Origin of the sequence: Aromatoleum evansii (assembly GCF_012910805.1) — a bacterium.
In the GTDB taxonomy this organism is placed as follows: Bacteria; Pseudomonadota; Gammaproteobacteria; order Burkholderiales; family Rhodocyclaceae; genus Aromatoleum; species Aromatoleum evansii.
Map to the genome: position 1 here is coordinate 17,145 of NZ_WTVK01000026.1, position 24,331 is coordinate 41,475.

Here is a 24,331-nt window from a genome sequence, read left to right on the forward strand (position 1 = left end):
TTACTCGCGTCCTTCGAAGAAGGCGGTGATGCGCCGGATGCGTGCCTTGTCGGCGGCGTCGAGGCGGTGCTTGGCGGCGTAGTCGAGGTAGAAGCGCAGGCGCTGCGTGCGCGTGAGATGGTATTTGGCGAGCTTGTCGAGGCAGGCCAGATCCTTGATCACGCGATAGGCGAGGAAGGGGCCCCACCAGAAGGTGCCGCCGGGGCAGTCGATGAGGTAGAGGCGTGGTCCGACACCTTCGCTGCCCTCGTCGACGAGCAGGTTGCGCCACTTCAGGTCGTTGTGCGCGAAGCGGTGCGCGTGCAGCGTGCGCGTGATATTCGCGAGCTGGCGGGAGATGCCGGCGACCCAGTGACGGTCCTTGAGGCGCGGATCATCGTCCAGCGCGAGCCTGGCGAGGTCGGTCGTGCGCGGCAGCTCGGCGGTGATCATCGCGCCGCGGTCGAAGGCGCCGAGCTGCCGCTCCATCCCCCAGGCGACGACCGTCGCGGTGGGGATGCCCCAGGCGGCGAAGTGGCGCAGGTTCTGCCATTCCGCCTTCACGCGCGGCCGGCCGAGCCAGCGCCGCAGGTGCTTGCCGGCGCCGTGGTAGCGCTTGACGTAGTAGTGGCGGCCGGCGACCTCGACCTTCAGCACTTCGGAGAGCGGATCGCGTGCGACGCGCTGGCCAGCGAGCGCGAACACCGCGTCGAGCGAGCCGAAGGCGGTGCGCAATGCGGCTTCACTGCCGCTGGTGCGCAGGTAATCGGCGTTCAGTTTCCAACCGCTCATCGCTGCAAGGCCGGCCGGTGGGCGAACTTGCGCTCGTAGCGGCGCTTGAGGCGCGCGGCCTCGCGCTCGAGATGGGCGAGGAGGCGTGCCTCGCGCTTGAGCGTGTCGCGCAGCGGGCCGGGGAAATAGTCGCGCAGGAAGCGCAGCTTGTCGCGTTGCGTGAGGCCGATGTCGAGCGCCGAGAAGTACAGCGCGGCGAGGTCCTTGTCGCGCCAGCGTCGCGGCGTGCGTTCGCGCAGCTGGGCGCGGTGCAGGTCGATCACCGACAGGCGCAGGCGATCGGGGGCGGGCGGCGGGTCGAGGTCGAGCAGGAAGTGTACGAGGTAGAAGTCGCGGTGGTTGATGCCGGCCTCGTGCATGCCGCGCGCGATGCGCGTGACCTCCCTGAGCAGCGCGCGCTTGAGCGCGACTGGCGGCGGGGTGTCGGCCCAGCCGCGGGTGTAGGTGTCGAGGTCCGCCGTCGGTTCCAGCGCCTCGGTGATCAGGAAGGATTCGCGTCGCGCCGGCCCGTGGCCGCGGTCGCCGTAGGCCACGGCGGTCATCGTGCCCAGGCCGTGCGCGTGGAAGGCCTGGATCGCGCGCCATTCGTTCTCGGCGCCGAGCACCGGGCGGCGCAGGCGCACGAGGTTTTCGAGGATCTCGCCCCAGCCGATACCGCGGTGCAGCTTGGCGTAGTAGCCGCGCCCGTCGATCTCGAAGCGGAAGGTGCGCCGGCCTTCAAGTTCGCGCACCACCGTGCCGGTGAGCGCGGCGGCGGCCTCGAAGGGGTCGCGGTCCGCCCACAGGGTGGCGAAGGGTTCCGTGAGGACGACCGTGCTCATCCGCGTGTGCCGAGGATCACGTCGGCGGCGCGCTCGGGCAGGCTGTAGAGGTCGTGGCTGTCCGCATACGCGAGGGCGTTGCGCTGCCACTGCGCGCGCGCCGCGTCGTCGCCGAGCATGCGCGTTAGGGCGGCGTTCATCGCGGCCTGGTCGAAGGGTTCGGCGATGACATGGCCGGCATCGGCGTCCGCGATGTAGTGCGCGTAGCCGCAGGCGCCGCTGACCAGCGCGGGCAGCCCCGCGACGAGCGCTTCGAGCAGCACCGTGCCGGTGTTCTCGTGGCGCGCCGGGTGGGTGAAGAGATCCGCGCCGAGCAGGAAGCGTGGCACGTCGCTGCGCCCGCCGGGCAGCGACACGCGCTCTGCGATGCCCAACGTGCGTGCCTGCTCGAGAAAGGGCTTGGGGTCGTCGGCGCCGAGCGCGAACAGATGCGTGCGCCGCTTGAGCGCTTCGGGCAGGGCGCCGATCGCCGCGAGGGTGCGGTCGAGACCCTTGCGCGGGAAGTCGGAGCCGATCTGCACGACCAAGAGGTCGCCGTCGTCGAGGCGGAATTCGCGCCGGAAGGCGGCGCGGATCTCGGCGGCGTTCGCCGGGGCGCGGCGGTCGGGGGCGATGCCCGGCGGCAGCGGGTGGAAGCGGCGCTGCGGCGTGCCGTAGTGGTGCGCGAACAGGGCTTGCTGCGCGGGCGAGATGGTGAGGATCTCGGTATGCACCTCGGGCGCGAACACCGCGCGCTCGTAGGCCGAGAAATGGCGGTAGCGCGGGCTGTAGCGATACAGCGGCTTGCGCAGGCGACGCGCCTTGTCCTCGAAGCACGGATCGGCGGCGTAATACACGTCGAGGCCCGGCATCTTGTTGAAGCCGACGACGCGGTCTGCGGGGCGGCGTGCGAGGTCGGCCTGCACCCAGTCGGTGAATTTGGCGTAGCGGCGGTGGTTGGCGAAGGCTTTCACCGGCACGCGCACGAGCTCGAAGCCCGGCGGCACTTCGCCGTCCCATTCGAGGGCGTACACGCGGATGTCGTGGCCGCGCGCCTGGCAGGTCAGCGCGATGCGCAGGAAGTCGCGCTGCAGGCCGCCGAAGGGGAAATACTTGTACAGGCAGAAAGCGAGCTGCATCAGCGGGCCTTGCGGTCGAAAACAGGGCGCAGCACCGGACGGCCGTCGTCCTGTTCCGCCGTGGCGCACAGGGCTTCCGCGCACGGCGCGCCGTCGGCGATCACCGATTGCAGCGCCCGCCACACGCGATCCGGGGCGAGGCGCGTGAAGCACAGCGGCTGCTCGGTGGCGAGGTCGAAGCGGGCACGTTCATCGGCGCTCGGCTCGTGCGTGCAGCGGCGCTGCAGGCAGGGGGCGCAGGCCATGTTCGAGGCGAAATGGAACTGGTTGTGCCCCCAGGCGCCGGTGAATCCGGGGTTGGTCGGGCCGAACAGCGACAGGGTCGGCACGTCGAAGGCCGCCGCGAGGTGGCCGAGGCCGGTGTCGACGGCGACGCAGGCGCGCGCGCCGGCAAGCTGGGCGGCGATGCCGGCGAGCTTGAGGCGCGGCAGCACGGTGACGTTGGGGAGGTCGCGCGCGAGGCGTTCGGCGCGTGCGCGTTCCTCGTCGTTGCCCCAGGGAAGGCGCACGGCCCAGCCGCCGTCGCGGGCGAGTTCGAGCAGGCGCCGCCAATAGACTTCGGGCCAGTGCTTGGTCGTCCACGTCGTGCCGTGCAGGAACAGCAGGTAGTCGTCGGCGTCGCGGCCGGGCGGCAGCACGCGGCGGCGGTCGAGGCCGTATTCGCCAGGGCCTTCGGGCAGCGGATAGCCGAGCGCGCGGGCGAACAGTTCGCGCACGCGCTCGACCGCGTGGCGGCCGACGGGTACGGCGTGGGTGTGGGTGTAGAAGCGCGTCGCGAAGGGCTCGCGCGCCGAGTTGCGGTCCAGGCCGTGCACGGGACGGCTGGCGTAGCGCGTCAGGAAGGCGCTCTTGATCAGGCCCTGCGCGTCGATCGTGGCGTCGTAGCGGACCTGTTTCAGGCGGCGGGTGAAGCGCCGCCATTCGCCGCTGCGCAGCGCCGCCAGCGGTGACTTGCGCCAGCGCCGCACCGCAACCGGGATCACCTCGTCGACGGCCGGGTGCCAGGACGGGATCTCGGCGAAGGCTTCCTCGACCACCCAGTCGAAGCGGATGCCGGGGATCGCACGCGCGGCATCGGTGAGCGCCGGCAGCGTGTGGATGACGTCGCCGAGCGACGAGGTCTTGACGACCAGTACGCGCATCAGGCGGCTCCGCGCGCGTCCTGCGCCGCGACGCCCAGCGTCGCGAGGGCGGCGAGCACGCTGTCGGGCGTGATCTCGTGCAGGCAGCGGGTGTGGCCGAGCGGGCACACCCGCTCGAAGCACGGCGAGCATTCGAGGCGTAGGTAGCGCACCGCGACGCGGTCGGAGAGCGGCGGCGTGTGGTCAGGCGTCGAGGAGCCGTACACGGCGACGAGCGGGCGGTCGAGGGCCGCAGCGACGTGCATCAGCCCGGAGTCGTTGGTGACGGCTGCGGCGCACAGTCCCAGCAGGTCGACGGCATCGCCGAGCTGGGTGCGGCCGCACAGGTTATGCACACCCTCGGTCGCGTGCGCGGCGATCTCCTCGCCGGCCGGCGCATCCTTGGCGGAGCCCAGTACCCAGACTTGGTAACCGCGCGCGACGAGCTTTGCCGCGAGCGCGCCGTAGTGCGCGAGCGGCCACTGCTTGGCGGGGCCGTACTCGGCGCCGGGCATGAAGGCGATCGCGGGGCGCATCGCGTCGAGGCCCAGTTCGCTGCGCAGGCGCGCCTGGTTGGCCGGGTTGGCGACCAGGCGCGGGCGCGGGAAAGACAGCGGCAGGGGCTTGCCGGCGGCGCGGCCGAGCGCGACGAAGCGCTGCACCGTCATCGGCAGCGCGGCCTTGTCGAGGCGGCGCATGTCGTTGACGAGGCCGTAGCGCATCTCGCCGCGGAATGCGGTGCGCCGCGGGATGCCGGCGAAGAAGGGGGCCAGCGCGGACTTCAGCGAGCCGGGCAGCACGATGGCCTGGTCGTAGCGGCGCTTCGCCAGTTCGCGTCCGAGCCGCCAGCGCTCCTTGAGTCCCAGCTGGCCGTGGCCGAGCGGCATCGCGATGCCGCCGCGCACCTCGGGCATGCGCTCGAGGATTGCCAGCGACCAGCCCGGCGCGAGCACGTCGATCTCGCACGGGCCCTCCGCCTTGAGGGTCATGAAGAGGCTCTGCGCCATCACCATGTCCCCGACCCACGAGGGGCCGACCACCAGGATCTGCCGCGGTCGCGTCATCCCAGGTTCTGCGCCAGCCATTCCATGTATTTCGTCACGCCGATCTCGACCGGCATGAATTCCTCCGCGTAGCCGGCTGCGCGCAGGGCGCCCATGTCGGCCTCGGTGAAGCTCTGGTAGCGGCCCTTGAGGTGCTCGGGAAAGGCGATGTAGTCGATGCCGCCGCCCCCACCGCCCGCCTTGCTCCAGTTGATCGCGGCGCGGGCGACCTCGTTGAAGCTCTGGGCGCGGCCGGTGCCGACGTTGAAGATGCCCGACACCTGCGGGTTGTCGAGCAGCCACAGGTTCACCGCGACGACGTCATCGACGTGGATGAAATCGCGCCGCTGCTCGCCCGGGCCGTAGCCGTCCGAGCCTTCGAAGAGGCGCAGGCGGCCGCTTTCCGCGAGCTGGTTCTTGAAGTGGTAGGCGACGCTCGCCATGCTGCCCTTGTGCTGCTCGCGCGGGCCATAGACGTTGAAGTAGCGCAGGCCGGCGACCTGGCTCTTGATGTTCGGCAGCAGGGGGCGCAGGTGGCAGTCGAAGAGGAACTTCGAGTACGCGTACATGTTCAGCGGACGCTCGAATTCGCGCGCCTCGCGGAAGGTCGGGCCCATGCCATAGACCGAGGCCGAGGACGCGTACAGGAAGGGGATGCCGCGCTCGACGCACCAGGCGAACAGGGTCTTGGTGTATTCGTAGTTCACCGTCATGACGAAGCGGCCGTCCCACTCCGTGGTCGAGGAGCAGGCGCCCTCGTGGAACACCGCCTCGACGCGGCCGAAGTCCTCGCCGGCCTGGAGGCGGCGCAGGAAGTCGTCCTTGTCGGCGTAGTCGCGGATGTGTGCGTCGGCGAGGTTGAGGCACTTGCGCCCGTCGGTGAGGTCGTCGACGACCAGGATGTCGGTGATGCCGCGGGCGTTGAGGCCCTGCACGATATTGCTGCCGATGAAGCCGGCGCCGCCGGTGACGATGTACATGATGACTCCTTGATCAGTGCGCGGCGCCGAGCGCCTCGCGCAGTTCCTCGCAGCTGACGGTCGCGGTGCCGAGCTTGCCGACGACGACGCCGGCGGCGACGTTGGCGAGCGCGGTTGCTTCGGGCAGCGACAGGCCGCAGGCGAGCCCCGCACCCAGCACCGCGACAACGGTGTCGCCGGCGCCGGTGACGTCGAACACGTCGCGTGCGCGGGTCGGCAGGTCGAGCGGCGCCTGGCCTTTCTGCAGCAGCGTCATTCCGCGCTCGGAACGGGTGACGAGCAGGGCCTCGAGATCCAGCGCCTCGCGCAATGCCTCGCCGCGCTGGCGCAGGGTCGCCTCGTCGGCGCAATGGCCTACGACCGCCTCGAATTCGGACTGGTTCGGCGTGATCACGGTCGCGCCGCAATAGCGGCCGAAGTCCGTGCCCTTGGGATCGACCACCACCGGCACCTGGCGTTCGCGCGCGACGCGGATCAGGCTGCCGACCTGCGCCAGCGTGCCCTTGCCGTAGTCGGACAGCACCACCGCACCGCTCGCACCGACGGCACTCTCGAAAGCCTGCTCGATGCCGGCGCTCTCAAGCACCGCGAAGTTGTCCTCGAAATCGAGGCGGATCAACTGCTGGTGGCGGCTGATGATGCGCAGCTTGGTAATCGTCGGGTGCTGCGGCGCCTCGAGCAGATGGCATGCGACGCCGCCTGCTTCGAGCCGCTCGCGCAGCAGACGCGCCGCCTCGTCGCGGCCCACCAGGCCGACGAGCTCGGCGCTTGCGCCGAGCGAGGCCGCATTGAGCGCGACGTTGCCCGCGCCGCCGGCGCGGAACTCGTCCCCTTCCACCTTCACGACGGGCACGGGGGCTTCCGGCGAGATGCGCGTTGTCGAGCCGTGCCAGTAGCGGTCGAGCATCACGTCGCCGACGACGAGGACGCGACCGGCAGAGAAATCGGGCAGGGGCGGATGCATGGGGCGAAGGCAGGCAGTGCGTTGAAAAGTCGGCAATTATCCCACGAACCGGGGGTGACGCGACGATTCAGCGGTTGAACCACTTCAAGACGACGCCCCAGTCCTCGACGTCGAGGCGGGTGACGTGGCCGCAGGCGAAATCGAGGCCCAGCCAGCGTTCGGGCGGCAGGCCCAGCAGGTGGCCGGCGATCGCACGCAGCGGGCCGCCGTGGGCGACCACCACGACCGGGGGGGCAGGCGGGCTGGCGAGCAGGGCGTCGAGCCACTGCAGCACGCGTGCGCTCATGTCGCGCGCCGATTCGCCTCCGGGGGCGCGAAACCCCAGTGGGTCCGTCGCCCAGGTGTCGATCGCCGGGCCGAGTTCGGCATAGGGGCGCAACTCCCATTCGCCGAAGTGCATCTCCTTGAGGCGATCGTCGAGCACCGGGGCGCCCAGTTCGGCGGCGAGTAGGCGCGCGCGCGCGAGCGGGCTCGCGTGCAGCAGAAAGTCTGCCGGCAGCAGCGGACGCAGGCGCGTCGCGACCTCCGCGGCGGATTCGGCGAGGCCGACGTCCGCCTGTCCGTAGCACACGCCCGGCGGCACGTCCGGCCGGGGGTGGCGGATCAGGTGAAGTTCCATGCCGCGAGGATGCCCAGATAGACCGCCAGCTCGGACGCCTGCTGCGTCGCCCCGAGCAGGTCGCCGGTGTAGCCGCCGAGGCGGCGCACGAAGTAGCGCGCGGCCCACCCGGTCACGGCGACGGCTGCGATCAGCGCGGTGGCCGCTTCCTGCGGCGCCAGCAGCGCGAGCGGCAGGACGCCGAAGGTCGTCGCGATCGCGAGTTCCGCGGCCGAGAGCCGGCGCGCGAGCGGCTTCGCCTTCGCCGTCTCGTCCTCGCGCACGTATTCGAGGGTGTGGATCAGGCTGGTCGAGGCGAGGCGCGACAGCGGATGCGCGACGAGCAGCGCGACGGCGACCGCGGCCTCGCCCGCAGCGGCCAGTTCGATCAGCGCCGCCGCCTTTGCCAGCAGCATCAGCACGAGGCCCACGGTGCCGTAGCTGCCGATGCGCGAGTCCTTCATGATCGTCAGCACCTGGGACTTGTCCCAGCCGCCGCCCAGCCCGTCGCAGGCGTCGGCCCAGCCGTCCTCGTGGAAGGCGCCGGTCGCGCGGATCGTCACCGCCATCGACAGCAGCACGGCGACGGTGGGCGGGAAGAGCTGCGCGAGCGCCAGCCAGCTCGCAGCGCCGATGCCGCCGACCACCCAGCCGACGAGCGGGAAGTAGCGCGCGGCGTGGTTGAGCCGCTCGGGCGACCACGGCACCCATGCGGGCACCGGCAGGCGCGTGAAGAAGCCCAGCGCGGTGAAGAAGAGCTCGAGCTGGTAGCGCATCCGGGCCGTCAGGCGCTCTTGTCGCTGACGCCGGCCGAATCGAAGCTCGCCATCTCGTTGAGGAAGTTCGCCGCCGCCTGCACCAGCGGGAAGGCGAGCGCGGCGCCGGTGCCTTCGCCGAGGCGCAGGTCGAGCTCCATCAGCGGATCGACGCCGAAGTGCTTGAGCTGCGCCGTGTGGCCGGGCTCCTTCGAACGGTGGGCGAAGACGCAGTAGGGCAGGATCTCCGGGGCGATCGCTTGCGCCACGAGCAAGGCCGAGGTGACGATGAAGCCGTCGATCAGCAGCGTCATGCGCTTTTCCGCGGCCCCCAGCATCGCGCCGGCCATCACCGCGATCTCGAAGCCGCCGTACTCGGCGAGCGCCTTGCGCGGATCGCTCGGGCGGCCGCCGCGCGCGAGCGCCTGTCCCAGCAGTTCGCGCTTGCGCACGAGGCCGGCGTCGTCGAGGCCCGTGCCGCGGCCCGTCACGGTGACGAGATCGGCGCCGCCGGCGTCTCCGATCAGGCAATGCGTGAGCAGCGAGGCCGCGGCGGTGTTGCCGATGCCCATTTCACCGAAGCCGACCACGTTGCAGCCGTTCGCGGCCAGCGCGTGGGCGAGCTCGCGGCCGCGGGCGAGTGCCGCCTCGCACTGCTCGGCGCTCATCGCCGCTTGTTCCAGATAGTTGGCGGTGCCCGGCCCGAGCTTCGCGTTGACGAGGCCCGGACGGGTCCCGAACTCGTGATTCACGCCGCAGTCGATGACCGTCAGGCCCAACCCCATCTGGCGGCTGAAGACGTTGATCGCCGCGCCGCCGGCGAGGAAGTTCTCGACCATCTGCCAGGTGACGTCCTGCGGGAAGGCGGAAATGCCCGCGCGCGCCGCGCCGTGGTCGCCGGCGAACACCATGATGTGGGGCTGGCGCAGTTCCGGGGTGAGGGTCTGCTGGATCAGCCCCAGTTGCAGCGCCAGCGGCTCCAGGCGGCCCAGGGCGCCCTGCGGCTTGGTCTTGTTGTCGATGCGGTGCTGGAGGCCGGCTGCGAGCGCGCGGTCGGGCGCGCAGATCTGGAATGTCATGATTGCGGTATGCATGTGCCCTGAAAGGGCTGCGATGGTAGCACGCAGCCTGTGCCGCGGTGGCACGCGGCCTGCGCCGCAAGCTTCATGCCTGGGCGATGCTGCGGGCGGTGCCGTGCTGGCGGTTGAGGCGCTTGCCTTCCTTGGCGCGGCGCATGAGCTTGCCGGCCTGCTTGAGCAGCGTGACGGCATTGGCGCCTTCGTTGCTCGAGATCGCGCTGCCCATCGAGACGTCGAGCATGAAGGTCTGCCCTTCGATCTGGATCGACTCTCCAGCCACCGTGGTGACCGCGTTCGCGACACGCTGCAGGTCATCCATGTCGAACACTTCCTCCAGCACGATCACGAACTGGTCGTTCTCCGGGCGTGCGACGGTGTCCTGTTCGCGCACGATGCTGCGCAGCCGCTGCGCGACGATCTTGAGGATCTCGTCGCCGACGTGCTGCCCGTAGCTGTCGTTGATCGAGCTGAACTCGTCGAGGTCGAGCATCACGACGCCGATGCGGGTGTTGTGACGCTTGGCGCGGATGATGCCTTGGTCGATGCGGTCGGTGAGCAGCAGCTGGTTGGCCAGGCCGGTGAGCGCGTCGTGATGCGCCATCTCCTGGAAGCGTCGCTCGCTTTCCTGCAGGCGATGGGTCAGGGATTCGATCTCCTGGCTGCGTTGCGCCATGCCTTGCGTGAGGAGTTGTTCCGACGCCTGCAGGGTCTCGATCGAATGCTCCAGGCTGGCGAGTTCGTCAGCGTGACGTGCGGCGCCTTCGCGCCAGTTCGAGCCGGTGCGCTCGGCCAGCGCGAGGGACATCGTCAGCGCGCCGAAGCTCCAGACGAACTGGATCGCGTGGATCGGCCAGCCTTCCGCGCGCAGAAGTCCGGTGTGGGTGGCGAGGAACAGAATCGCTCCTATGAGCATCGCCGTCCAGCCGGCAATGAGCAGCCGCGCTCCCGGCAGTCTTTGCCGGAGGCCATGTGCCGCGCACGCGATCGCCAGCAGTGCAAAGGCCGGGCTGATGCCGGCGATCAGGGTGTTCGGGTAGTCGCCCGGCAGCACGAAGACGCCTGCCAGTGCGATGCCGAACAGCGCAGTGAATACCTTGAGCGCAAGGTCGAGGCGCGGCGAGAGGGTTGCGGTGCGCAGGTATTCGCGGTTGAACAGGGCTGCGGACACTCCGGCGAGTGCCAGGCCGAAGGGCTCTGCGGTTCCGGTCCAGCCGCCGTCGGACCCGCCGGGCTCGATACCGTGGAGCAGTCCGACGGCGAGCAGGCTGATGCCCGTGCCCAGCGCGAATCCCGCGTAAACGAGGTAGCAGCGGTCGCGGTTGGCGAGATACTGCAGCAGGTTGTTGAGCAGCAGCGCGGCGGCGAAGCCGGCATAGCAGACGGTGGCCAGCAGGGTGGCGAGGATGTTCCCGGCTGCCGGTTGGACATCGGCCTGCGCGAACGCTGCGAAGGGCAGGGCCAGCGGGATCAGAACGGCGAGGCGCAGGTGTGCGGCATCGAACGCCGTGTGGCGTTCGTTCATCGCGTTAGCCGGTTGCGCGACAACGTCCATGACTGCCCTGTCGAATAGATCTTGTTACGAATCTGTAATTCTAGGAGGCAAACGCGTTCTGCGTACAAGAAATCCGCCCCGGCATGGGTAGCGGCGTGGCGCATTGTTGCGGTTTGCCCTCAGGCGCTGCCCTTGAGTGTCAGCGGCAGGCCCGCCGCGACGAAGGTGACGCGCGCGCAGGCAGCGGCCGTCATCTGGTTCAGCCGGCCCGCCTCGTCGCGGAAGACGCGACCGAGGGGGGTGTCGGGGACGAGGCCGAGGCCGACCTCGTTGGCGACGAGCAGCACCTCGCCGCGCAGCGTCGGCAGGATCTCCAGCAGCGCCGCGCGCTCTGTTTCGAGCGCCGGCGGCAAGTCGGTGCTGGCCGGTTTGCCGGCGCCTGCCATCAGGTTGGAGAGCCACAGGGTCAGGCAGTCGACGATCACGCAGCGGCCGTCGCCGGCCTCGCGCGCCAGCGCCGCCGCGAGTGCGACCGGCGTCTCGACCGTGCGCCAGCCAGTGGGGCGGTCTTCCCGGTGGCGGCGGATGCGGGCCGTCATCTCGTCGTCGAGGGCTTCGGCAGTGGCGATCACGGTCACGGGCAGGCCGCTCGCGACGGCGAGGTTTTCGGCGTGGCGGCTCTTGCCCGAGCGCGCGCCGCCGAGGATGAGGTGTGCGGGCATGTCTTTGGAATTACGCGTTTTTTCGCGCTGCGCAAAGTTGCGGAACGCGTTATTATCCGCCCCGCGCCCGATTTCGGGTGCGACGTGTTGCAGGTGCCCGACGGCGATTCCCGCCCGAGGGTTAAACGGGAAACAGGTGCGCGAACGGCTCCCCGAGCCGCCCTTGCAATGCCTGTGCTGCCCCCGCAACGGTAAGTGGACGCAAGGCGCATCCAACCGCCACTGGACGAGAGTCCGGGAAGGCGATGCGCCCGGAGTGGGCCCCGCAAGGGAGCGCCGCCCAGCCCACGAGCCCGGATACCGGCCCGGACACGAGAAGGCGGAAGTGCCGCGGGGAGGCGGCGACGGGCGTGCATTGCAGCGGCTCAAGGCGTGATTTCCCCGAGCGGTGCTTCCATTGTGAAGATGACCGGTGGCGCGGGGACGCGACTGCCGGCGCAGGGAGAATAACCCAGATGAACATCCGCCTGTCCGCCACCGCCGTCGCGGTGGCTGCCGCATTGCCGTTTGCTTCCGCCGCTGTGGCCGCCGAAGAGAAAACCGGTGAAACCGTCGTCGTGACCGCAACCCGTCAGCCTCAGCGCGCGTCCGAAGTCCTCGCCAGCGTCGACGTCATCGAGCGGGACGAAATCGAGCAATCCGGACAATCCTCGCTGCTCGAACTGCTCGGCAACAGGGCCGGTGTGCAGATCTCGAGCAATGGTGGGCCCGGAAAGACATCCTCCTTGTTCATGCGTGGCACGAACTCGAACCACACGGTGCTGTTCGTCGACGGCGTGCGCCTCGGTTCGGCGACGACCGGACAGGCGCCGTTCCAAAACATTTCGCTCGACCAGATCGAACGTGTTGAGATTCTGCGCGGACCGGCCTCTGCCCTGTATGGCGCGGACGCTGTCGGCGGCGTGGTGCAGGTGTTCACGAAGAAGGGGGAGGGCGGTTTTCGGCCCGAACTCTTCGTTGGTGCGGGCACTTACGAGACGACCGATGTGAGCGCCGGCGTCTCGGGCGCTGCCGGCGCGTGGTCGTACGCCTTCCGGGCAGGGCAGTACGAGACCGACGGCGTGTCAGCCAAGAAGGGACCTTTCGCTGCCCGCCAGTTTTTTCACGATTACGATCCGGCCCTCGACGCGGACCGCGACGGCTTCCGTGCCACGACGGCCTCGGGCAGCCTGGGGTTCAAGTTCAACAACGACCACGATCTCGAACTGAATGTCCTGCATGCACAAACGCGCAACTGGTATGACGGGAACGGCTTCAATTCCCGCGGCGGCGCGGACGTGGGCAATGACGACGTGGCGGAGTCGATCGGCCTGGCGAGCCGCAACCGGCTGACGTCGAACTGGACGAGCACCGTCCGGATCGCGCAGTCGAAGGACGAGTCGAGCGGCTTCCGCGATTCATTCCAGTTCGATACGCTTCAGAGCCAGGCGGTGTGGCAGAACGACGTCAAGCTGCCGCTCGGGTCGGCGCTTCTCGCCTACGAGTATCTGGACCAGCGCGTAGACAGCACCACCGCCTTCGCGAAGAAGGGGCGTTGGATCGAGTCGCTGCTTGCCGGCTGGAGTGCCACCCTCGGCCGGCATCAGTGGCAACTCAACGTACGCCAGGACCAGAACAGCCAGTTCGGTGACGAGACGACCTATCTCGCGTCTTACGGATACAAGTTGACGCCCCTGTGGTCAGTTTCGGGAGCCCTCGGAACCGCGTTCAAGGCGCCGACGCTGAACGACCTCTATTACGTGGACTCCTTCGGAAACCACGGTGATCCGTCACTGAAGCCGGAACGCTCACGCAATCGCGAGGCGGCGTTGAAGTACGACGACGGGAGCCATAGCGCGTCCGTGACCTATTTCAACAACAGGATATCCAACCTCATCGAATGGAATGCCGCACCCCCCACCTTCGCGTTTGTGCCGGAGCAGACCGATGATGCCCGGATCGAGGGCTGGGAGTTCGCATACGCCGCAAAGCTTTATGGTTTCGACGTTTCGACAAGTATCGATCTGATGGATGCGAAGAACCTCGAGACCGGAAAGCGCCTGCATCGGCGTGCGCGGGAGCAGGGACGGCTGGCGATTTCGCGCGAAGTGGGGCCGTTCCGCTTCGGCGGTGAGCTCATCGGCGTCGGCAAGCGATTCGACCGTGCGGGCGAGGTCAATGAGCTGTCGGGCTATTCGCTGCTGAACCTATTTGCGCGGTATGCCGTCAATCGCGACTGGGCGATCGAGGCAAGGGCGAACAACGTGCTCGATCGTGATTACGAGCTGGCGAAAGGGTTCAATACGCTCGGCGCCACGGTCTTCGTGGGCGTGCGGTACGCGCCCAAGTGAGGGGGCGCGGCCGTCTTGAACGAATGACAGGAGACCCATGCCGGGACGCACATCACCAGGCTTCGTGATCGCGGGGCTCATGCTCGTGGGCGTGTGCGCGTTGACGTGGGCCCTGTCCGCCGGTGATCTGCCCATCGGCCTCGCCGACGTCTTCGGCGCGCTGTTTCGCGGCGCCGAAGGCATGGCGGCCGACGTCGTGCGCGAGCTGCGCCTGCCGCGTGCGGTGGCGGTGTTCGTGTGCGGCGGGCTGCTGGCGCTGGCCGGCGCGCTGATGCAGGTGCTGCTGCGCAACCCCCTGGCCGATCCCTATGTGCTGGGCGTCTCCGGTGGTGCCGCGGTCGGGGCGTTGGCGGCGATGCTGGTCGGCGCGTCGTCCTGGGTCGTCGACGGGGCGGCCTTCGGCGGCGCGCTGGCGGCGATGCTGGTGGTGTTCGGGCTCGCGCACGGCGACGGCTCGTGGACGCAGACACGGCTGCTGCTCACCGGCGTCATCGTCGCGGCCGGCTGCGGCGCGGCGGTGACGCTGATGCTGTCGCTGGCGACGGACACTCGCCTGCAGTCGATGCTGTTCTGGCTGATGGGCGACGCCAGCGGCGCGAGCCGGCCGTGGCCGGCGCTGGTGGTGCTCGTCGCCGGACTCGCGGTGGTGCTGCCGGTCGCGCGCGACCTCAACGTGCTCGCGCGCGGCGAGACGACGGCCTCCGCTCTGGGCGTGCGCGTGCGGCGGCTGCGCTACCTGCTCTATGTGCTCGCGTCGCTGCTCACTGCGGCGGCCGTGACGCTGGTCGGCTCCGTGGGCTTCGTCGGCCTGGTCGTGCCGCATCTGGTGCGCTTCGCCATCGGCAACGACCAGCGCCTGCTGCTGCCGGCGGCGCTGCTCGCAGGTGGCACGCTGCTCACGCTCGCCGACACGGCTGCGCGCACGGTCATGGCGCCTGTCCAGCTGCCCGTCGGCGTGCTCACCGCGCTGATCGGCGTGCCGGTGTTCCTGTTCCTGCTGTCGCGGAGTTCACGATGACGGGGGTCGGCGATCCGTCCGTCCTGCTCGAGGCCGAGCGCCTCGCGCTGCAGGTCGGCGAGCGCTGGCTGTGCTGCGAGTTCAGCCTGCGGCTTGCCGCGGGCGAGTGTCTCGTGCTGCTCGGTCCCAACGGGGCCGGCAAGACCACGCTGCTGCACACCCTTGCCGGCCTGCGCGCGGTGACGGTGGGCAGCGTGCGCCTCGGCGGACGCTCCTACGCGGACTGGGACAGCCTCGCGGCGGCGCGTTTCCGCGGCCTGCTCGCGCAGCAGCAGCCGGACCACTTTTCCGCCTCGGTGCTGCAGACGACGCTGGTCGGCCGCCATCCGCATCTCGGCCGCTGGGGCTGGGAGACGGCCGCCGACATCGCCATCGCGCAGGCGGCGCTGGCTGAAGTGGGCCTCGCAGAGTTCGCCGGGCGGGACGTTCTCAGCCTGTCCGGCGGCGAGCGCCAGCGCGTGGCGATCGCGACGCTGCTGACACAGGCGCCGCGGCTCTTCCTCCTCGACGAGCCGACCAACCACCTCGACCTGCATTACCAGATCGCCGTACTGGAGCTGTTTGCGCGCCTCAAGCGCAACGGGTGCGGTGTGGTGATGGTGCTGCATGACATCAATCTCGCGACGCGCTTCGCCGACCACGTGATCCTGCTTGACGGCAAGGGCGGCGTGCTTGCCGGTGCGCGCGAGGAGGTCCTGCAGGCGGATCACCTCAGTCGCGCCTTCGACCACCCGATCCGCCGCCTCGACGTGGGCGAGCGGATCCTCTTCATCCCCGATTGAGCATGAACGAACAGGACAACGAGAAGAACATCCGTCACGCCGAGCGCATGCAGCGCAAGAAGGCGGTGGTGGACGAAAAGATCGCCGCCGCGCAGATCGAGCGCGGCGTGCTGCTGGTCAATACCGGCAACGGCAAGGGCAAGTCGAGCGCCGCCTTCGGCGTCGTCGCGCGCGCGCTCGGCCACGGCATGCAGGTGGGCGTCGTGCAGTTCATCAAGGGGCGCTCGGACACCGGCGAGGAGGCCTTCTTCCGCCGCCAGCCGGGTGTCGTGTGGCACGTGATGGGCGAGGGCTTTACTTGGGACACGCAGGACCGCGCGCGCGACGTCGCGGCTGCCGAGGCCGCGTGGGAACAGGCGCGCACGCTGCTGCGCGATCCCGCGATCGGCCTCGTCGTGCTCGACGAACTGAACATCGCGCTGAAGTACCGCTATCTTGATGTGAACACCGTCGTCGCCGACCTGCACGCGCGGCCTGGGCACCAGCACGTGATCGTGACCGGCCGTGCGGCGCCGCCGGAGCTCGTCGAGGCGGCCGATACGGTGACCGACATGGGGCTCGTGAAACATGCGTTCGCGGCCGGCGTGAGGGCGATGCCGGGGCTGGAGTTCTGAGTCAGGGCGATCGCGGAACTACGTGCGGCCGGGCTCATGTCGGCCTTCGGAAGCAAGGGTAATGACAGTGGGAGCGGCTGCAGCCGCGAATCGGCGCCGATTTCGCGGCTAAAGCCGCTCCCACGGGTTCGCTCCGCAAGCAACGCAGGGGGAAAATTGCGTCGTCCCTTGCCCGTCGAAGGGCTGGGGGACAAGCCGCCGCGAGTCCTGGACAATGCCGCCGGCTTGCAGCCCGCAATACCCTCCAGCTGTCTAAATTAAATCGCGACAACACAGAAGAGACCCCCATGTCCCTTCCCGACCTCCCGAATCCCCGCCCCGGCCCGGCCGCGGGCCACGTCTACCTCGTCGGCGCCGGCCCGGGCGACCCCGAGCTGCTGACCCTGCGCGGCGCGCGCCTGGTCGCCGGCGCGGACGCCATCGTCTACGACAACCTCGTCAGCCCGGCGATCGTGGACCTCGCGCCCGCGACCGCCGAGCGCCATTACGTCGGCAAGAAGGCCGCCGACCACACGCTGCCGCAGGACGACATCAACCAGCTGCTCGTGCGCCTTGCGCAGGCGGGCAAGCGCGTCGTGCGCCTGAAGGGGGGCGACCCCTTCATCTTCGGCCGCGGCGGCGAGGAGATGGAGGTGCTGGTCGCAGCCGGCATCACCGTCGAGATCGTGCCCGGCGTCACCGCCGCAGCGGGCGTCGCCGCCTATGCGGGCATCCCGCTCACGCACCGCGACCACGCCCGCTCGGTCGTGTTCACGACCGGCTTCCTCAAGGACGGCGCACTCGATCTCGACTGGCCGATGCTCGCGCGGCGCGGCCAGACACTGGTGATCTACATGGGTATCTCGCGCCTGCCCGACATCTGCCGCGAACTCGTCGCCCACGGCCTGCCGGCGGAAACGCCGGCAGGCGTCGTCGAGCGCGGCACGACGCCGGCGCAGCGCGTCGCCGTCGGCACGCTTGCGACGCTGCCACAAGTGGTCGCGGACGAGGGCATCCGCCCGCCGGCGCTGACCATCGTCGGCGACGTCGTCGGCCTGTATCCACGCCTCGCGTGGTTCACTCCAGACAGCGCGCCGGCGGCCCATCCGCCGCACGCGGGCTGCACTGCGGTGCATCGCGGAGAGGAGGAGCGATGAGCGAGACTGCACGCTGCCCCGCGCTCTTCGTCGCTGCGCCCGCTTCCGGCCAGGGCAAGACCACCGTCACCGCGGCCCTCGCACGCCTGCACGCGCGGCAGGGGCGGCGCGTGCGCGTGTTCAAGTGTGGGCCGGACTTCCTCGATCCGCAGATCCACGCGGTTGCGAGCGGCGCGCCGGTGTACAACCTCGACCTGGGCATGTGTGGCGAGGCGGACGCGGCGTGGCGCCTGCATGCGGCCGCGCGCGAGGCCGACCTGATCCTCGTCGAAGGGGTGATGGGCCTCTACGATGGCAATCCCTCGGGGGCGGACATCGCACGCCGCTTCGGCCTGCCGGTGATGGCGGTGATCGATGCGCGCGCGATGGCGCAGACCTTCGGTGCGGTGGCCTACGGGCTCGCGCACTACCAGCCCGGCCTGCCGTTTTCCGGCGTGCTCGCGAACCATGTCGGCAGCGCGCGCCATGCGGAGATGCTGCGCGACGCCTTGCCGGCGGGCATGCGCTGGTACGGCGCGCTGTCGCGCGACGCGCAGGCGGGGCTACCGGAGCGCCACCTGGGGCTGCTGCAGGCGGCCGAGATCGCCGACCTCGAAGCGCGGCTGGACCGCTTCGCCGACGGCATCGCGGCGACCGGCGCGGCCGATCTGCCGGAGCCGGTCGAATTCCCCGCCACGCTGCCGCCGCAACTGACGCCGCTGCTGGCCGGGCGCACGATCGCGATCGCGCGCGATGCGGCCTACGGCTTCATCTACCCGGCGAACCTCGACACCTTGCGCGAGCTGGGCGCGCGGCTCGAATTCTTCTCGCCGCTTGCCGGCGACGCGTTGCCCGACTGCGACGCCGTGTGGCTGCCGGGCGGCTACCCTGAGCTGCATGGCGAAACGCTCGCCGCCAATCCGCATTTCTTTCCCGCTCTGCGTGCGCACGCGGCGGCAGGCAAGCCGCTGCTCGCCGAGTGCGGCGGGATGATGAGCCTGTTCGAAACCGTCGTCGACAAGGCCGGGCGGGAGCACGCCTTCGCCGGTCTGTTGCCGGGGCGCGCAGTGATGCAGCAACGGCTCGCGGCGCTCGGGATGCAGGTGGCGGAACTGCCCGAAGGGCGCTTGCGCGGTCACACCTTCCATTATTCGAAGAGCGACACCCCGCTCGCGCCCCTCGTGCGCGCCCAGACGCCCGACGGACGTGAGGGCGAGGCGATCTACCGCCAGGGGCGGCTGACGGCCTCCTACGTGCATTTCTATTTCCCGTCGGATGCGGAGGCGGTGGCGCGGATCTTTGGCTGAACTCGGGGCATGGAGCGCGGAGCGTGGGGGCTGCAGTGTGGGAGCAACTGTGGGAGCGGCTTCAGCCGCGAATCGGCGGATCACTCCGCAACACCGCTGCTTCGCGGCTGAAGCCGCTCCCACAGGAGAATCGACTCCCACGATCCTCATCGACGCATCGGGCGCCAACGATTGCGTTTGATGGCTGGTTCAATAAACTTCAGCGTGAGCCGGGCCGCGGATGCGCCCACCGGAGAAACCCCATGACCGAGCGCTGCGCCTGGGCGGGCAATGACCCGCTCTACGTCCATTACCACGACACCGAATGGGGCGTGCCGACCGACGATGCGCGCACGCTGTTCGAATTCCTCGTCCTCGAAGGCGCGCAGGCGGGGCTGTCGTGGATCACGGTGCTGCGGAAGCGCGAGCGCTACCGTGCCGTGTTCGACGGCTTCGACCCCGAGCGCATCGTGCGCTACGACGACGCGAAGAAGGCGGACCTGCTCGCCGACCCCGGCATCATCCGCAACCGTGCGAAGATCGACGCGGCGATCCTCAATGCGCGCGCGTGGCTCGACCTGCGGGACGCCGGCATCGACCCGGCCGCCTGGCTGTGGGGCTTCGTCGACGGCCGGCCGGTGCAGAATGCGTTCGCCGCGCTCGCCGAGATCCCCGCGACCACGCCGCAGTCCGACGCGATGAGCAAGGCGCTCAAGGCGCGCGGCTTCAAGTTCGTCGGCAGCACGATCTGCTACGCGCTGATGCAGGCCGCGGGGATGACGAACGACCATGTCGTCACCTGCCCGCGCCACCGCGAAGTCGCGGAACTCGCTCGTTTGCGGAGCCCGGCGTGAGCGCACCGCTGCGCCACGTGCCGCCGATGCACGCGCTCGCGGCCTTCGAGGCGGCCGCGCGCTTGGGCGGCTTCGCGCAGGCGGCCGAGGAACTGTGCGTGACGCCGAGTGCCGTCAGCCACCGCATCCGCCAGCTCGAAACCCAGCTCGGCACTGCGCTGTTCGAGCGCGGGCCCGGCGGCGTGCGGCCGACCACCGCCGGACGACTGTACCTCGACAGCGTGCGCGCGGCTTTCGACCGGCTCGCGCAGGCGGGCGCCGTGCTGCGGCCCGAGCGCGAGCGCCTGCGCGTGTCGCTGCCGCCGACCTTCGCGCGGCAGTTGCTGATGGCGCGCCTGCCCGAATACCTGCGCGCGCATCCCGAGGTGGAACTGGAGGCGCACCTGTCGATCCCGCTGCAGGACGTGACGGCCGAGGCGGCCGACGTCGAGGTGCGCTGGGGGCGCGGCGAATACCCGGAGCGGGTCGTGCGCAAGCTCTTCGACGACATCATGGTGCCGCTCGCCGCGCCGTCATGGGTGGCCGCGCATGCGCCCGCCGGCATGGCCGATCTTGCCGGCCTGGAATTACTGCGCTCGCCGCTGCTGCCATGGCGGCCGTGCTTCCTCGCGGCCGGTCTCGACTGGGCGGAGCCCGAGCGCGGTGCCGTGTTCAACGATCTCGGCATGCTGATGGAGATCGCCGCGGCCGGTCTGGGCGCGGCGGTGGGTACGCGGCGCCTGTCGGCGGCGTGGGTGGAGACGGGCCGGCTGGTGCCGCTCTTCGGTGTGTCCGCGCCGGCCCCGTTCACCTACTACGCGGTGAGCACGCCGGCGCAGAGCAAGCGTGCGGTGGTGCAGGGATTCATCGACTGGCTCGCGGCCGCGTTCGCCTAGGCAAACCCGACATGAATTTCCTCGCGCACGCCTGGCTCGCCGGCGAAGCCCCCGCGGACCGCCTCGGCGGGCTGATGGGCGACTTCGTGAAAGGGCCGTTGCCGGCCGGCCTGCCGCCCGACCTCGCCGCAGGCGTGCGCCTGCATCGCCAGATCGACCTCTTCGCCGAAACCCATCCCGCCTTCCTGCGCAGCCGTGCGCGGGTCTCGCCGGAGCGGCGTCGCGTCGCCGGGGTGATGGTCGACATGTTCTACGACCACTTCCTCGCGCTGCACTGGGAGCGCTACCACGACGAGCCGCTCGAGCGCTTCAGCGCGGCGATGTACGCGCTGCTGGACGCCAACGGCGCGCTGCTGCCGCCACGGCTCGCGGCGATCCTGCCGCGCATGCGCGAATCGGACTGGCTGGGGAGTTATCGCTCGGCGGATGTCATCGCGATGGCGCTCGACCGCATGGCGCTGAGGCTGCGCCGAGCGAATCCGCTGACCGGCAGCGGCGCGGAACTCCTCGCCGACTATGCCGGCTTCGAGGCGGATTTCCTCGAGTTCATCGGCGCGGCGGAAGCGTTCGCCGCGGAGCGCCGGGCCCTGCGCGGACCCGGCGAGCGGGCGTTGTGAAGTGTTGCGTCAGCGCAACGGAATGACCAGCGGCGGGATGTCGACGCCGATGGTGATCGCCGGATCGCGCGGATAGATGCGCGGCGCGTAAACCGGGGCGGCATAGACCGGCGCCGGGGCGTAGTAGCCGATCGGGCGCTCGTAATAGCGGTATTCGCGCACCACCGGGCGGCGTTCGACGATCCGTTCGCGGATCACGACGCGCTCGCGGTCGCGGAATTTCTTGTAGTGGCCGTGCCGGTGGCCGCGATCGTGGTCGCGCCACTCGCGGTAGCCGTCGTCGCGCCAGTGGTCGCGGTCGGCATGGGCGGGCGTGGCAGCGATCAGGGCACCCCCGGCGATCATTGCGGCAAGCAGTTTGAGGGTTTTCGATTTCATGATTCTTCTCCTGACGAACCGGACACCGTCACGCAGCGCGTACCGTTGTCCCCATGCGCATTAAACGCGAGATCGAAGGGAGAAGTTGTCGCCGAGTTGTAAGCGGATATGCATGAAACGGGTTAGCCCGGGAGCATTGAAACGGCCCCCGGGCGTGCCTGCCGGTCTCAGCCGACGATGATCACATGCACGCGGCGCGGGCCGTGCGCGCCGAGCTGGATGGTCTGCTCGACGTCGGCCGTGCGCGAGGGGCCGGAGATGATGTTGGTCGCGCGCGGCATGCCTTCCGGGCGGGCGCGCAGGATGTCCCAGGCCTCCTCGAAGTGGCCGACGATCGCGTTCGCGTCGAGCACGACGATGTGGTCGTCGGGCACGAAGTTGTGCGTGATCGGGCTCGCCGGACCGGAGGCCATCATCAGGCTGCCCGGCTCGGCGATGCCGCACAAGGCCTGAGACACGGCCATCGCCTCGTCGATGCCGGCCGGGGCGTGGTGAGTCTCGAGGCTCGCGAACGCCAGGTCGTTCAGTGCGGCGCCGACCGCGGCGCGCGCGGGAAGGCCCTTGTCGGCGCGATAGGCCTCGACCGCAGCGGGCACGTCGGCACGGCTCGCGACGCGCGCGGTGGTGCCGGCGCGGCTCTCGAACTTGCGGATGAAGCGCGCGACGAGTTCCTCGTCCTGCGCCGGGCGGGTGTGTTGCGGGCGGCGCGCGTCGAGTTCGGCGCGTCGTGCGTCGTCGAGCGGTCCGCGCCGCAGCGCGGAGCGGACGGAATTGAGGATCGCCTCGCGGGCGTTCGCTGCTGCAGTCATTTCTGGCCTCGCTTGCCTTGCCACAGTTCCAGGAAGGTGCGGCCCGCCGGTGCCGGCAGGTCGCGCACGTCGGTCCAGCCGCTCGCGAGCGGCAGGCGGCGGATGCTTCCGTTCTTCGCGATCGCCGACAGGAAGCGGGCGCCGACCTGTTCGAGCGCGTGGTAGAGCTTCGGCCGCGTCGCGACGTAGCGCCACACTTTCAGCGCGCGTTTCTGCATCACCGGCGTGATGTCCTGCTGGTGCTGCATGTGGCGCAGCTCGCGCAACAGGTCCGGCAACGGGATCTTCACCGGGCACACCGAGGCGCAGCGGCCGTTCAGCGTGCACGCGTTGGGCAGGTCGTAGGCGTTGTCCAGGCCCTTTATCAGCGGCGTGAGCACCGAGCCCATCGGCCCCGGATAGACCCAGCCGTAGGCGTGGCCGCCGACCGCGCCATACACCGGGCAGTGGTTCATGCACGCGCCGCAGCGGATGCAGCGCAGCATCTCCTTGAAGCGCCCGGCGAGCATCTTCGAGCGGCCGTTGTCGACCAGCACCACGTGGTACTCCTCGGGGCCGTCGAGGTCCTCGGCGCGGCGCGGGCCGGTCGAGATCGTCGTGTAGGTCTCGGTCTCCTGGCCGGTGGCGCTGCGCGCCAGCAGGCGCAGGAACAGCGTCGCGTCGTCGAGCGTCGGCACCACGCGCTCGATGCCGGAGGTGACAATATGCACCTTCGCGAGCGTCTGAGTGAGGTCGCCGTTGCCCTCGTTCGTCACGATGATCGACGAGCCGGTCTCGGCGACGAGGAAGTTGCCGCCGGTGATGCCGACGTCGGCCTTGAAGTACTTGTCGCGCAGCACCAGGCGCGCCTCATTGACGAGGTCCGGCACCTCGGTCTTGCGCGGGCCGCCGTGCGCGGCCTCGAAGAGGTCGGAGACCTGGTCCTTGGTCTTGTGAACGGCCGGCGCGATGATGTGCGAGGGCGGTTCGTGCGCGAGCTGGATGATGTATTCGCCGAGGTCGGTCTCGACGACTTCCATGCCGTTCTCGATCAGCGCCTCGTTGAGCCCGATCTCCTCGGATACCATCGACTTGCCCTTGGTGACGGTCTTCGCGTCGACGCGCTTGCAGATGTCGAGGATGATCTTCCTCGCCTCCTCGGCGTCGCGCGCCCAGTGCACATGGCCGCCGGCGGCCGTCACGGCCGCCTCGTAGCGCTCGAGGTAATGGTCGAGGTTGTCGAGGATGTGATTCTTGGTGTTCTTCGCTTCCTCGCGCAGGCGCTCGAATTCCGGCAGTTCGGCGACCTGCAGCGCGCGCTTGCCAACGAAGCCGTAGCGCGCGCGGCCGAGCGCGGTCTGCAGGTTCGCGTCGTGGATCGCGAAGACCGAGCGCTGCTTGAATTCCTTGGAACGGATCTCCATCACTCGCTCTCCTTCGCGGCGCCGGCGAGACCGGGGCCGTCGGCGAGGCCGGCGAGCACTTCGGCAGTGTGGAAGACCTTCACCGGCGCATTGACGCGCTTCAGTCGCCCGGCGATGTTCATCAGGCAGCCCAGGTCGCCGCCGACGAGCGTGTCGGCGCCCGTCGCGAGGACGTTCCTGACCTTGTCCTCGACCATCTTCTCGGAGATCTCCGGATACTTCACGCAGAAGGTGCCGCCGAAGCCGCAGCACACCTCGCTGTCCTCCATCTCCTTGAGCTTGAGGCCGTCGACCTCGCCGAGCAGCGCGCGCGGCTGGCCCTTGATGCCCAGGCCGCGCAAGCCCGAACAGGAGTCGTGGTAGGTGACCGTGCCTTCGTAGCGCGAGTCGGACGGCGCCGCATGCAGCACGTCGGCGAGGAAGGACAGCAATTCCCAGCTTTTCTCCGACAGCGCCTGCGCGCGCGGCAGCCACACCGGGTCGTCCTGGAACAGCACCGGGTAGTCGTGGCGGATGGTCGCCATGCACGAACCGGACGGTCCGACGATGTAGTCGTAGTTCTCGAAGGCCTCGATCACCTGGCGGGCGAGCGCGCGCGCCGCGTCGTAGTCGCCGCTGTTGTAGCCGGGCTGGCCGCAGCAGGTCTGGTTTGCGGGCACCTCGACGGTGCAGCCGGCGTCTTCGAGGAGTTTCACCGCCGAGAAGCCGACGTTCGGGCGGAACACGTTCATCAGGCAGGTGGCGAACAGTCCGACGCGCGGCCCGCGGGTGGGCGATTCGGTCATG

General features: G+C 69.7%; 25 protein-coding genes and 1 riboswitch. Of the genes, 9 read left to right on the top strand and 16 right to left on the bottom strand.

The genetic code is table 11. The annotated features are described in order from the left end of the window. The 12 genes from GO615_RS14420 to cobU all read right to left on the bottom strand — a co-directional run bounded on the left by GO615_RS14420 (nt 1) and on the right by cobU (nt 11,464). The gene (locus GO615_RS14420) at nt 1-771 is read right to left on the bottom strand and encodes a lipopolysaccharide kinase InaA family protein (RefSeq protein WP_169129198.1); all 771 of its coding nucleotides are present in this window, start codon (nt 769-771) and stop codon (nt 1-3) included. Next, a complete protein-coding gene (rfaP, locus tag GO615_RS14425) occupies nt 768-1,592 on the bottom strand; it encodes a lipopolysaccharide core heptose(I) kinase RfaP (RefSeq protein ID WP_169129200.1) in 825 nt (274 codons plus the stop codon). Before rfaP ends, GO615_RS14420 begins: the two co-directional genes overlap by 4 nt. After that, a complete protein-coding gene (locus GO615_RS14430) occupies nt 1,589-2,710 on the bottom strand; it encodes a glycosyltransferase family 4 protein (RefSeq protein ID WP_169129202.1) in 1,122 nt (373 codons plus the stop codon). Before GO615_RS14430 ends, rfaP begins: the two co-directional genes overlap by 4 nt. Further along, the gene (waaC, locus tag GO615_RS14435) at nt 2,710-3,852 is read right to left on the bottom strand and encodes a lipopolysaccharide heptosyltransferase I (protein ID WP_169129204.1); all 1,143 of its coding nucleotides are present in this window, start codon (nt 3,850-3,852) and stop codon (nt 2,710-2,712) included. Before waaC ends, GO615_RS14430 begins: the two co-directional genes overlap by 1 nt. After that, entirely contained in the window at nt 3,852-4,895 is a 1,044-nt protein-coding gene (waaF, locus tag GO615_RS14440; RefSeq protein WP_169129205.1) for a lipopolysaccharide heptosyltransferase II, read from the bottom strand. The genes waaC and waaF overlap by 1 nt, the downstream gene beginning before the upstream one ends. Beyond that, nucleotides 4,892-5,854 carry an ADP-glyceromanno-heptose 6-epimerase gene (gene rfaD / locus GO615_RS14445; protein ID WP_169129206.1) on the bottom strand — a complete coding sequence of 321 codons (963 nt, stop codon included), beginning with the start codon at nt 5,852-5,854 and terminating at the stop codon, nt 4,892-4,894. The genes waaF and rfaD overlap by 4 nt, the downstream gene beginning before the upstream one ends. 13 nt (nt 5,855-5,867) lie before the next feature. After that, nucleotides 5,868-6,818, bottom strand: coding sequence for a D-glycero-beta-D-manno-heptose-7-phosphate kinase (gene rfaE1 / locus GO615_RS14450; RefSeq protein WP_169129207.1), 951 nt, complete (start codon nt 6,816-6,818; stop codon nt 5,868-5,870). Nucleotides 6,819-6,885: 67 nt separating this feature from the next. Next, nucleotides 6,886-7,437, bottom strand: coding sequence for an alpha-ribazole phosphatase family protein (gene cobC, locus GO615_RS14455; protein WP_169129208.1), 552 nt, complete (start codon nt 7,435-7,437; stop codon nt 6,886-6,888). After that, on the bottom strand, nt 7,422-8,192 hold the full coding sequence (locus GO615_RS14460; protein ID WP_169129209.1) for an adenosylcobinamide-GDP ribazoletransferase: 771 nt from the start codon (nt 8,190-8,192) through the stop codon (nt 7,422-7,424). The genes cobC and GO615_RS14460 overlap by 16 nt, the downstream gene beginning before the upstream one ends. A gap of 8 nt (nt 8,193-8,200) precedes the next feature. Further along, nucleotides 8,201-9,250 (bottom strand): nicotinate-nucleotide--dimethylbenzimidazole phosphoribosyltransferase, encoded by a 1,050-nt coding sequence (gene cobT / locus GO615_RS14465; protein WP_169129210.1) that lies wholly within the window; start codon nt 9,248-9,250, stop codon nt 8,201-8,203. 85 nt (nt 9,251-9,335) lie between these two features. Then, entirely contained in the window at nt 9,336-10,772 is a 1,437-nt protein-coding gene (locus GO615_RS14470; protein WP_169129218.1) for a diguanylate cyclase, read from the bottom strand. A gap of 149 nt (nt 10,773-10,921) precedes the next feature. Next, nucleotides 10,922-11,464 carry a bifunctional adenosylcobinamide kinase/adenosylcobinamide-phosphate guanylyltransferase gene (gene cobU / locus GO615_RS14475; protein ID WP_169129220.1) on the bottom strand — a complete coding sequence of 181 codons (543 nt, stop codon included), beginning with the start codon at nt 11,462-11,464 and terminating at the stop codon, nt 10,922-10,924. A gap of 84 nt (nt 11,465-11,548) precedes the next feature. After that, nucleotides 11,549-11,785: riboswitch (cobalamin riboswitch) on the top strand. A 134-nt stretch (nt 11,786-11,919) separates the two neighbouring features. Between cobU and GO615_RS14480 the strand changes: the two genes are divergently transcribed. The 9 genes from GO615_RS14480 (at nt 11,920) to GO615_RS14520 (ending at nt 20,955) form a co-directional block, all read left to right on the top strand. Continuing rightward, nucleotides 11,920-13,794 carry a TonB-dependent receptor domain-containing protein gene (locus GO615_RS14480; protein ID WP_169129222.1) on the top strand — a complete coding sequence of 625 codons (1,875 nt, stop codon included), beginning with the start codon at nt 11,920-11,922 and terminating at the stop codon, nt 13,792-13,794. 37 nt (nt 13,795-13,831) lie between these two features. Continuing rightward, the gene (locus GO615_RS14485; RefSeq protein WP_169129224.1) at nt 13,832-14,812 is read left to right on the top strand and encodes a FecCD family ABC transporter permease; all 981 of its coding nucleotides are present in this window, start codon (nt 13,832-13,834) and stop codon (nt 14,810-14,812) included. Next, on the top strand, nt 14,809-15,594 hold the full coding sequence (locus GO615_RS14490) for an ABC transporter ATP-binding protein (protein WP_169129226.1): 786 nt from the start codon (nt 14,809-14,811) through the stop codon (nt 15,592-15,594). Before GO615_RS14485 ends, GO615_RS14490 begins: the two co-directional genes overlap by 4 nt. A 2-nt stretch (nt 15,595-15,596) precedes the next feature. Beyond that, nucleotides 15,597-16,208 carry a cob(I)yrinic acid a,c-diamide adenosyltransferase gene (cobO, locus tag GO615_RS14495; RefSeq protein WP_169129228.1) on the top strand — a complete coding sequence of 204 codons (612 nt, stop codon included), beginning with the start codon at nt 15,597-15,599 and terminating at the stop codon, nt 16,206-16,208. 287 nt (nt 16,209-16,495) lie between these two features. Then, entirely contained in the window at nt 16,496-17,344 is an 849-nt protein-coding gene (gene cobA / locus GO615_RS14500) for a uroporphyrinogen-III C-methyltransferase (RefSeq protein WP_169129230.1), read from the top strand. Further along, nucleotides 17,341-18,630, top strand: coding sequence for a cobyrinic acid a,c-diamide synthase CobB (locus tag GO615_RS14505; RefSeq protein WP_169129232.1), 1,290 nt, complete (start codon nt 17,341-17,343; stop codon nt 18,628-18,630). The genes cobA and GO615_RS14505 overlap by 4 nt, the downstream gene beginning before the upstream one ends. Nucleotides 18,631-18,872: 242 nt before the next feature. Further along, entirely contained in the window at nt 18,873-19,463 is a 591-nt protein-coding gene (locus GO615_RS14510; protein WP_169129233.1) for a DNA-3-methyladenine glycosylase I, read from the top strand. Beyond that, nucleotides 19,460-20,338, top strand: a complete 879-nt coding sequence (locus tag GO615_RS14515; protein WP_339380036.1) for a LysR substrate-binding domain-containing protein — start codon at nt 19,460-19,462, stop codon at nt 20,336-20,338. Before GO615_RS14510 ends, GO615_RS14515 begins: the two co-directional genes overlap by 4 nt. 11 nt (nt 20,339-20,349) lie before the next feature. Further along, a complete protein-coding gene (locus GO615_RS14520) occupies nt 20,350-20,955 on the top strand; it encodes an acyl carrier protein phosphodiesterase (RefSeq protein ID WP_169129235.1) in 606 nt (201 codons plus the stop codon). Between the two features lie 9 nt (nt 20,956-20,964). Here the strand turns inward: GO615_RS14520 and GO615_RS14525 are convergent, their stop codons facing one another. From GO615_RS14525 to GO615_RS14540, 4 genes are all read right to left on the bottom strand, one after another. Next, nucleotides 20,965-21,333: a hypothetical protein gene (locus GO615_RS14525; protein ID WP_169129237.1), complete on the bottom strand. Its 369-nt coding sequence runs from the start codon at nt 21,331-21,333 to the stop codon at nt 20,965-20,967. Nucleotides 21,334-21,500: 167 nt separating this feature from the next. Then, nucleotides 21,501-22,142, bottom strand: coding sequence for a LutC/YkgG family protein (locus GO615_RS14530; RefSeq protein ID WP_169129239.1), 642 nt, complete (start codon nt 22,140-22,142; stop codon nt 21,501-21,503). After that, nucleotides 22,139-23,545, bottom strand: a complete 1,407-nt coding sequence (locus tag GO615_RS14535) for a LutB/LldF family L-lactate oxidation iron-sulfur protein (protein WP_169129240.1) — start codon at nt 23,543-23,545, stop codon at nt 22,139-22,141. The genes GO615_RS14530 and GO615_RS14535 overlap by 4 nt, the downstream gene beginning before the upstream one ends. Continuing rightward, entirely contained in the window at nt 23,545-24,330 is a 786-nt protein-coding gene (locus tag GO615_RS14540; RefSeq protein WP_169129241.1) for a (Fe-S)-binding protein, read from the bottom strand. Before GO615_RS14540 ends, GO615_RS14535 begins: the two co-directional genes overlap by 1 nt. Nucleotide 24,331: the final 1 nt, after the last annotated feature.

Bases quoted from the DNA above. Each gene is read 5' to 3' on its own strand.
- GO615_RS14420 (WP_169129198.1), bottom strand. From the start codon at position 771: ATGAGCGGTTGGAAACTGAACGCCGATTACCTGCGCACCAGCGGCAGT.
- rfaP (WP_169129200.1), bottom strand. From the start codon at position 1,592: ATGAGCACGGTCGTCCTCACGGAACCCTTCGCCACCCTGTGGGCGGAC.
- GO615_RS14430 (WP_169129202.1), bottom strand. From the start codon at position 2,710: ATGCAGCTCGCTTTCTGCCTGTACAAGTATTTCCCCTTCGGCGGCCTG.
- waaC (WP_169129204.1), bottom strand. From the start codon at position 3,852: ATGCGCGTACTGGTCGTCAAGACCTCGTCGCTCGGCGACGTCATCCAC.
- waaF (WP_169129205.1), bottom strand. From the start codon at position 4,895: ATGACGCGACCGCGGCAGATCCTGGTGGTCGGCCCCTCGTGGGTCGGG.
- rfaD (WP_169129206.1), bottom strand. From the start codon at position 5,854: ATGTACATCGTCACCGGCGGCGCCGGCTTCATCGGCAGCAATATCGTG.
- rfaE1 (WP_169129207.1), bottom strand. From the start codon at position 6,818: ATGCATCCGCCCCTGCCCGATTTCTCTGCCGGTCGCGTCCTCGTCGTC.
- cobC (WP_169129208.1), bottom strand. From the start codon at position 7,437: ATGGAACTTCACCTGATCCGCCACCCCCGGCCGGACGTGCCGCCGGGC.
- GO615_RS14460 (WP_169129209.1), bottom strand. From the start codon at position 8,192: ATGCGCTACCAGCTCGAGCTCTTCTTCACCGCGCTGGGCTTCTTCACG.
- cobT (WP_169129210.1), bottom strand. From the start codon at position 9,250: ATGACATTCCAGATCTGCGCGCCCGACCGCGCGCTCGCAGCCGGCCTC.
- GO615_RS14470 (WP_169129218.1), bottom strand. From the start codon at position 10,772: ATGAACGAACGCCACACGGCGTTCGATGCCGCACACCTGCGCCTCGCC.
- cobU (WP_169129220.1), bottom strand. From the start codon at position 11,464: ATGCCCGCACACCTCATCCTCGGCGGCGCGCGCTCGGGCAAGAGCCGC.
- GO615_RS14480 (WP_169129222.1), top strand. From the start codon at position 11,920: ATGAACATCCGCCTGTCCGCCACCGCCGTCGCGGTGGCTGCCGCATTG.
- GO615_RS14485 (WP_169129224.1), top strand. From the start codon at position 13,832: ATGCCGGGACGCACATCACCAGGCTTCGTGATCGCGGGGCTCATGCTC.
- GO615_RS14490 (WP_169129226.1), top strand. From the start codon at position 14,809: ATGACGGGGGTCGGCGATCCGTCCGTCCTGCTCGAGGCCGAGCGCCTC.
- cobO (WP_169129228.1), top strand. From the start codon at position 15,597: ATGAACGAACAGGACAACGAGAAGAACATCCGTCACGCCGAGCGCATG.
- cobA (WP_169129230.1), top strand. From the start codon at position 16,496: ATGTCCCTTCCCGACCTCCCGAATCCCCGCCCCGGCCCGGCCGCGGGC.
- GO615_RS14505 (WP_169129232.1), top strand. From the start codon at position 17,341: ATGAGCGAGACTGCACGCTGCCCCGCGCTCTTCGTCGCTGCGCCCGCT.
- GO615_RS14510 (WP_169129233.1), top strand. From the start codon at position 18,873: ATGACCGAGCGCTGCGCCTGGGCGGGCAATGACCCGCTCTACGTCCAT.
- GO615_RS14520 (WP_169129235.1), top strand. From the start codon at position 20,350: ATGAATTTCCTCGCGCACGCCTGGCTCGCCGGCGAAGCCCCCGCGGAC.
- GO615_RS14525 (WP_169129237.1), bottom strand. From the start codon at position 21,333: ATGAAATCGAAAACCCTCAAACTGCTTGCCGCAATGATCGCCGGGGGT.
- GO615_RS14530 (WP_169129239.1), bottom strand. From the start codon at position 22,142: ATGACTGCAGCAGCGAACGCCCGCGAGGCGATCCTCAATTCCGTCCGC.
- GO615_RS14535 (WP_169129240.1), bottom strand. From the start codon at position 23,545: ATGGAGATCCGTTCCAAGGAATTCAAGCAGCGCTCGGTCTTCGCGATC.
- GO615_RS14540 (WP_169129241.1), bottom strand. From the start codon at position 24,330: ATGACCGAATCGCCCACCCGCGGGCCGCGCGTCGGACTGTTCGCCACC.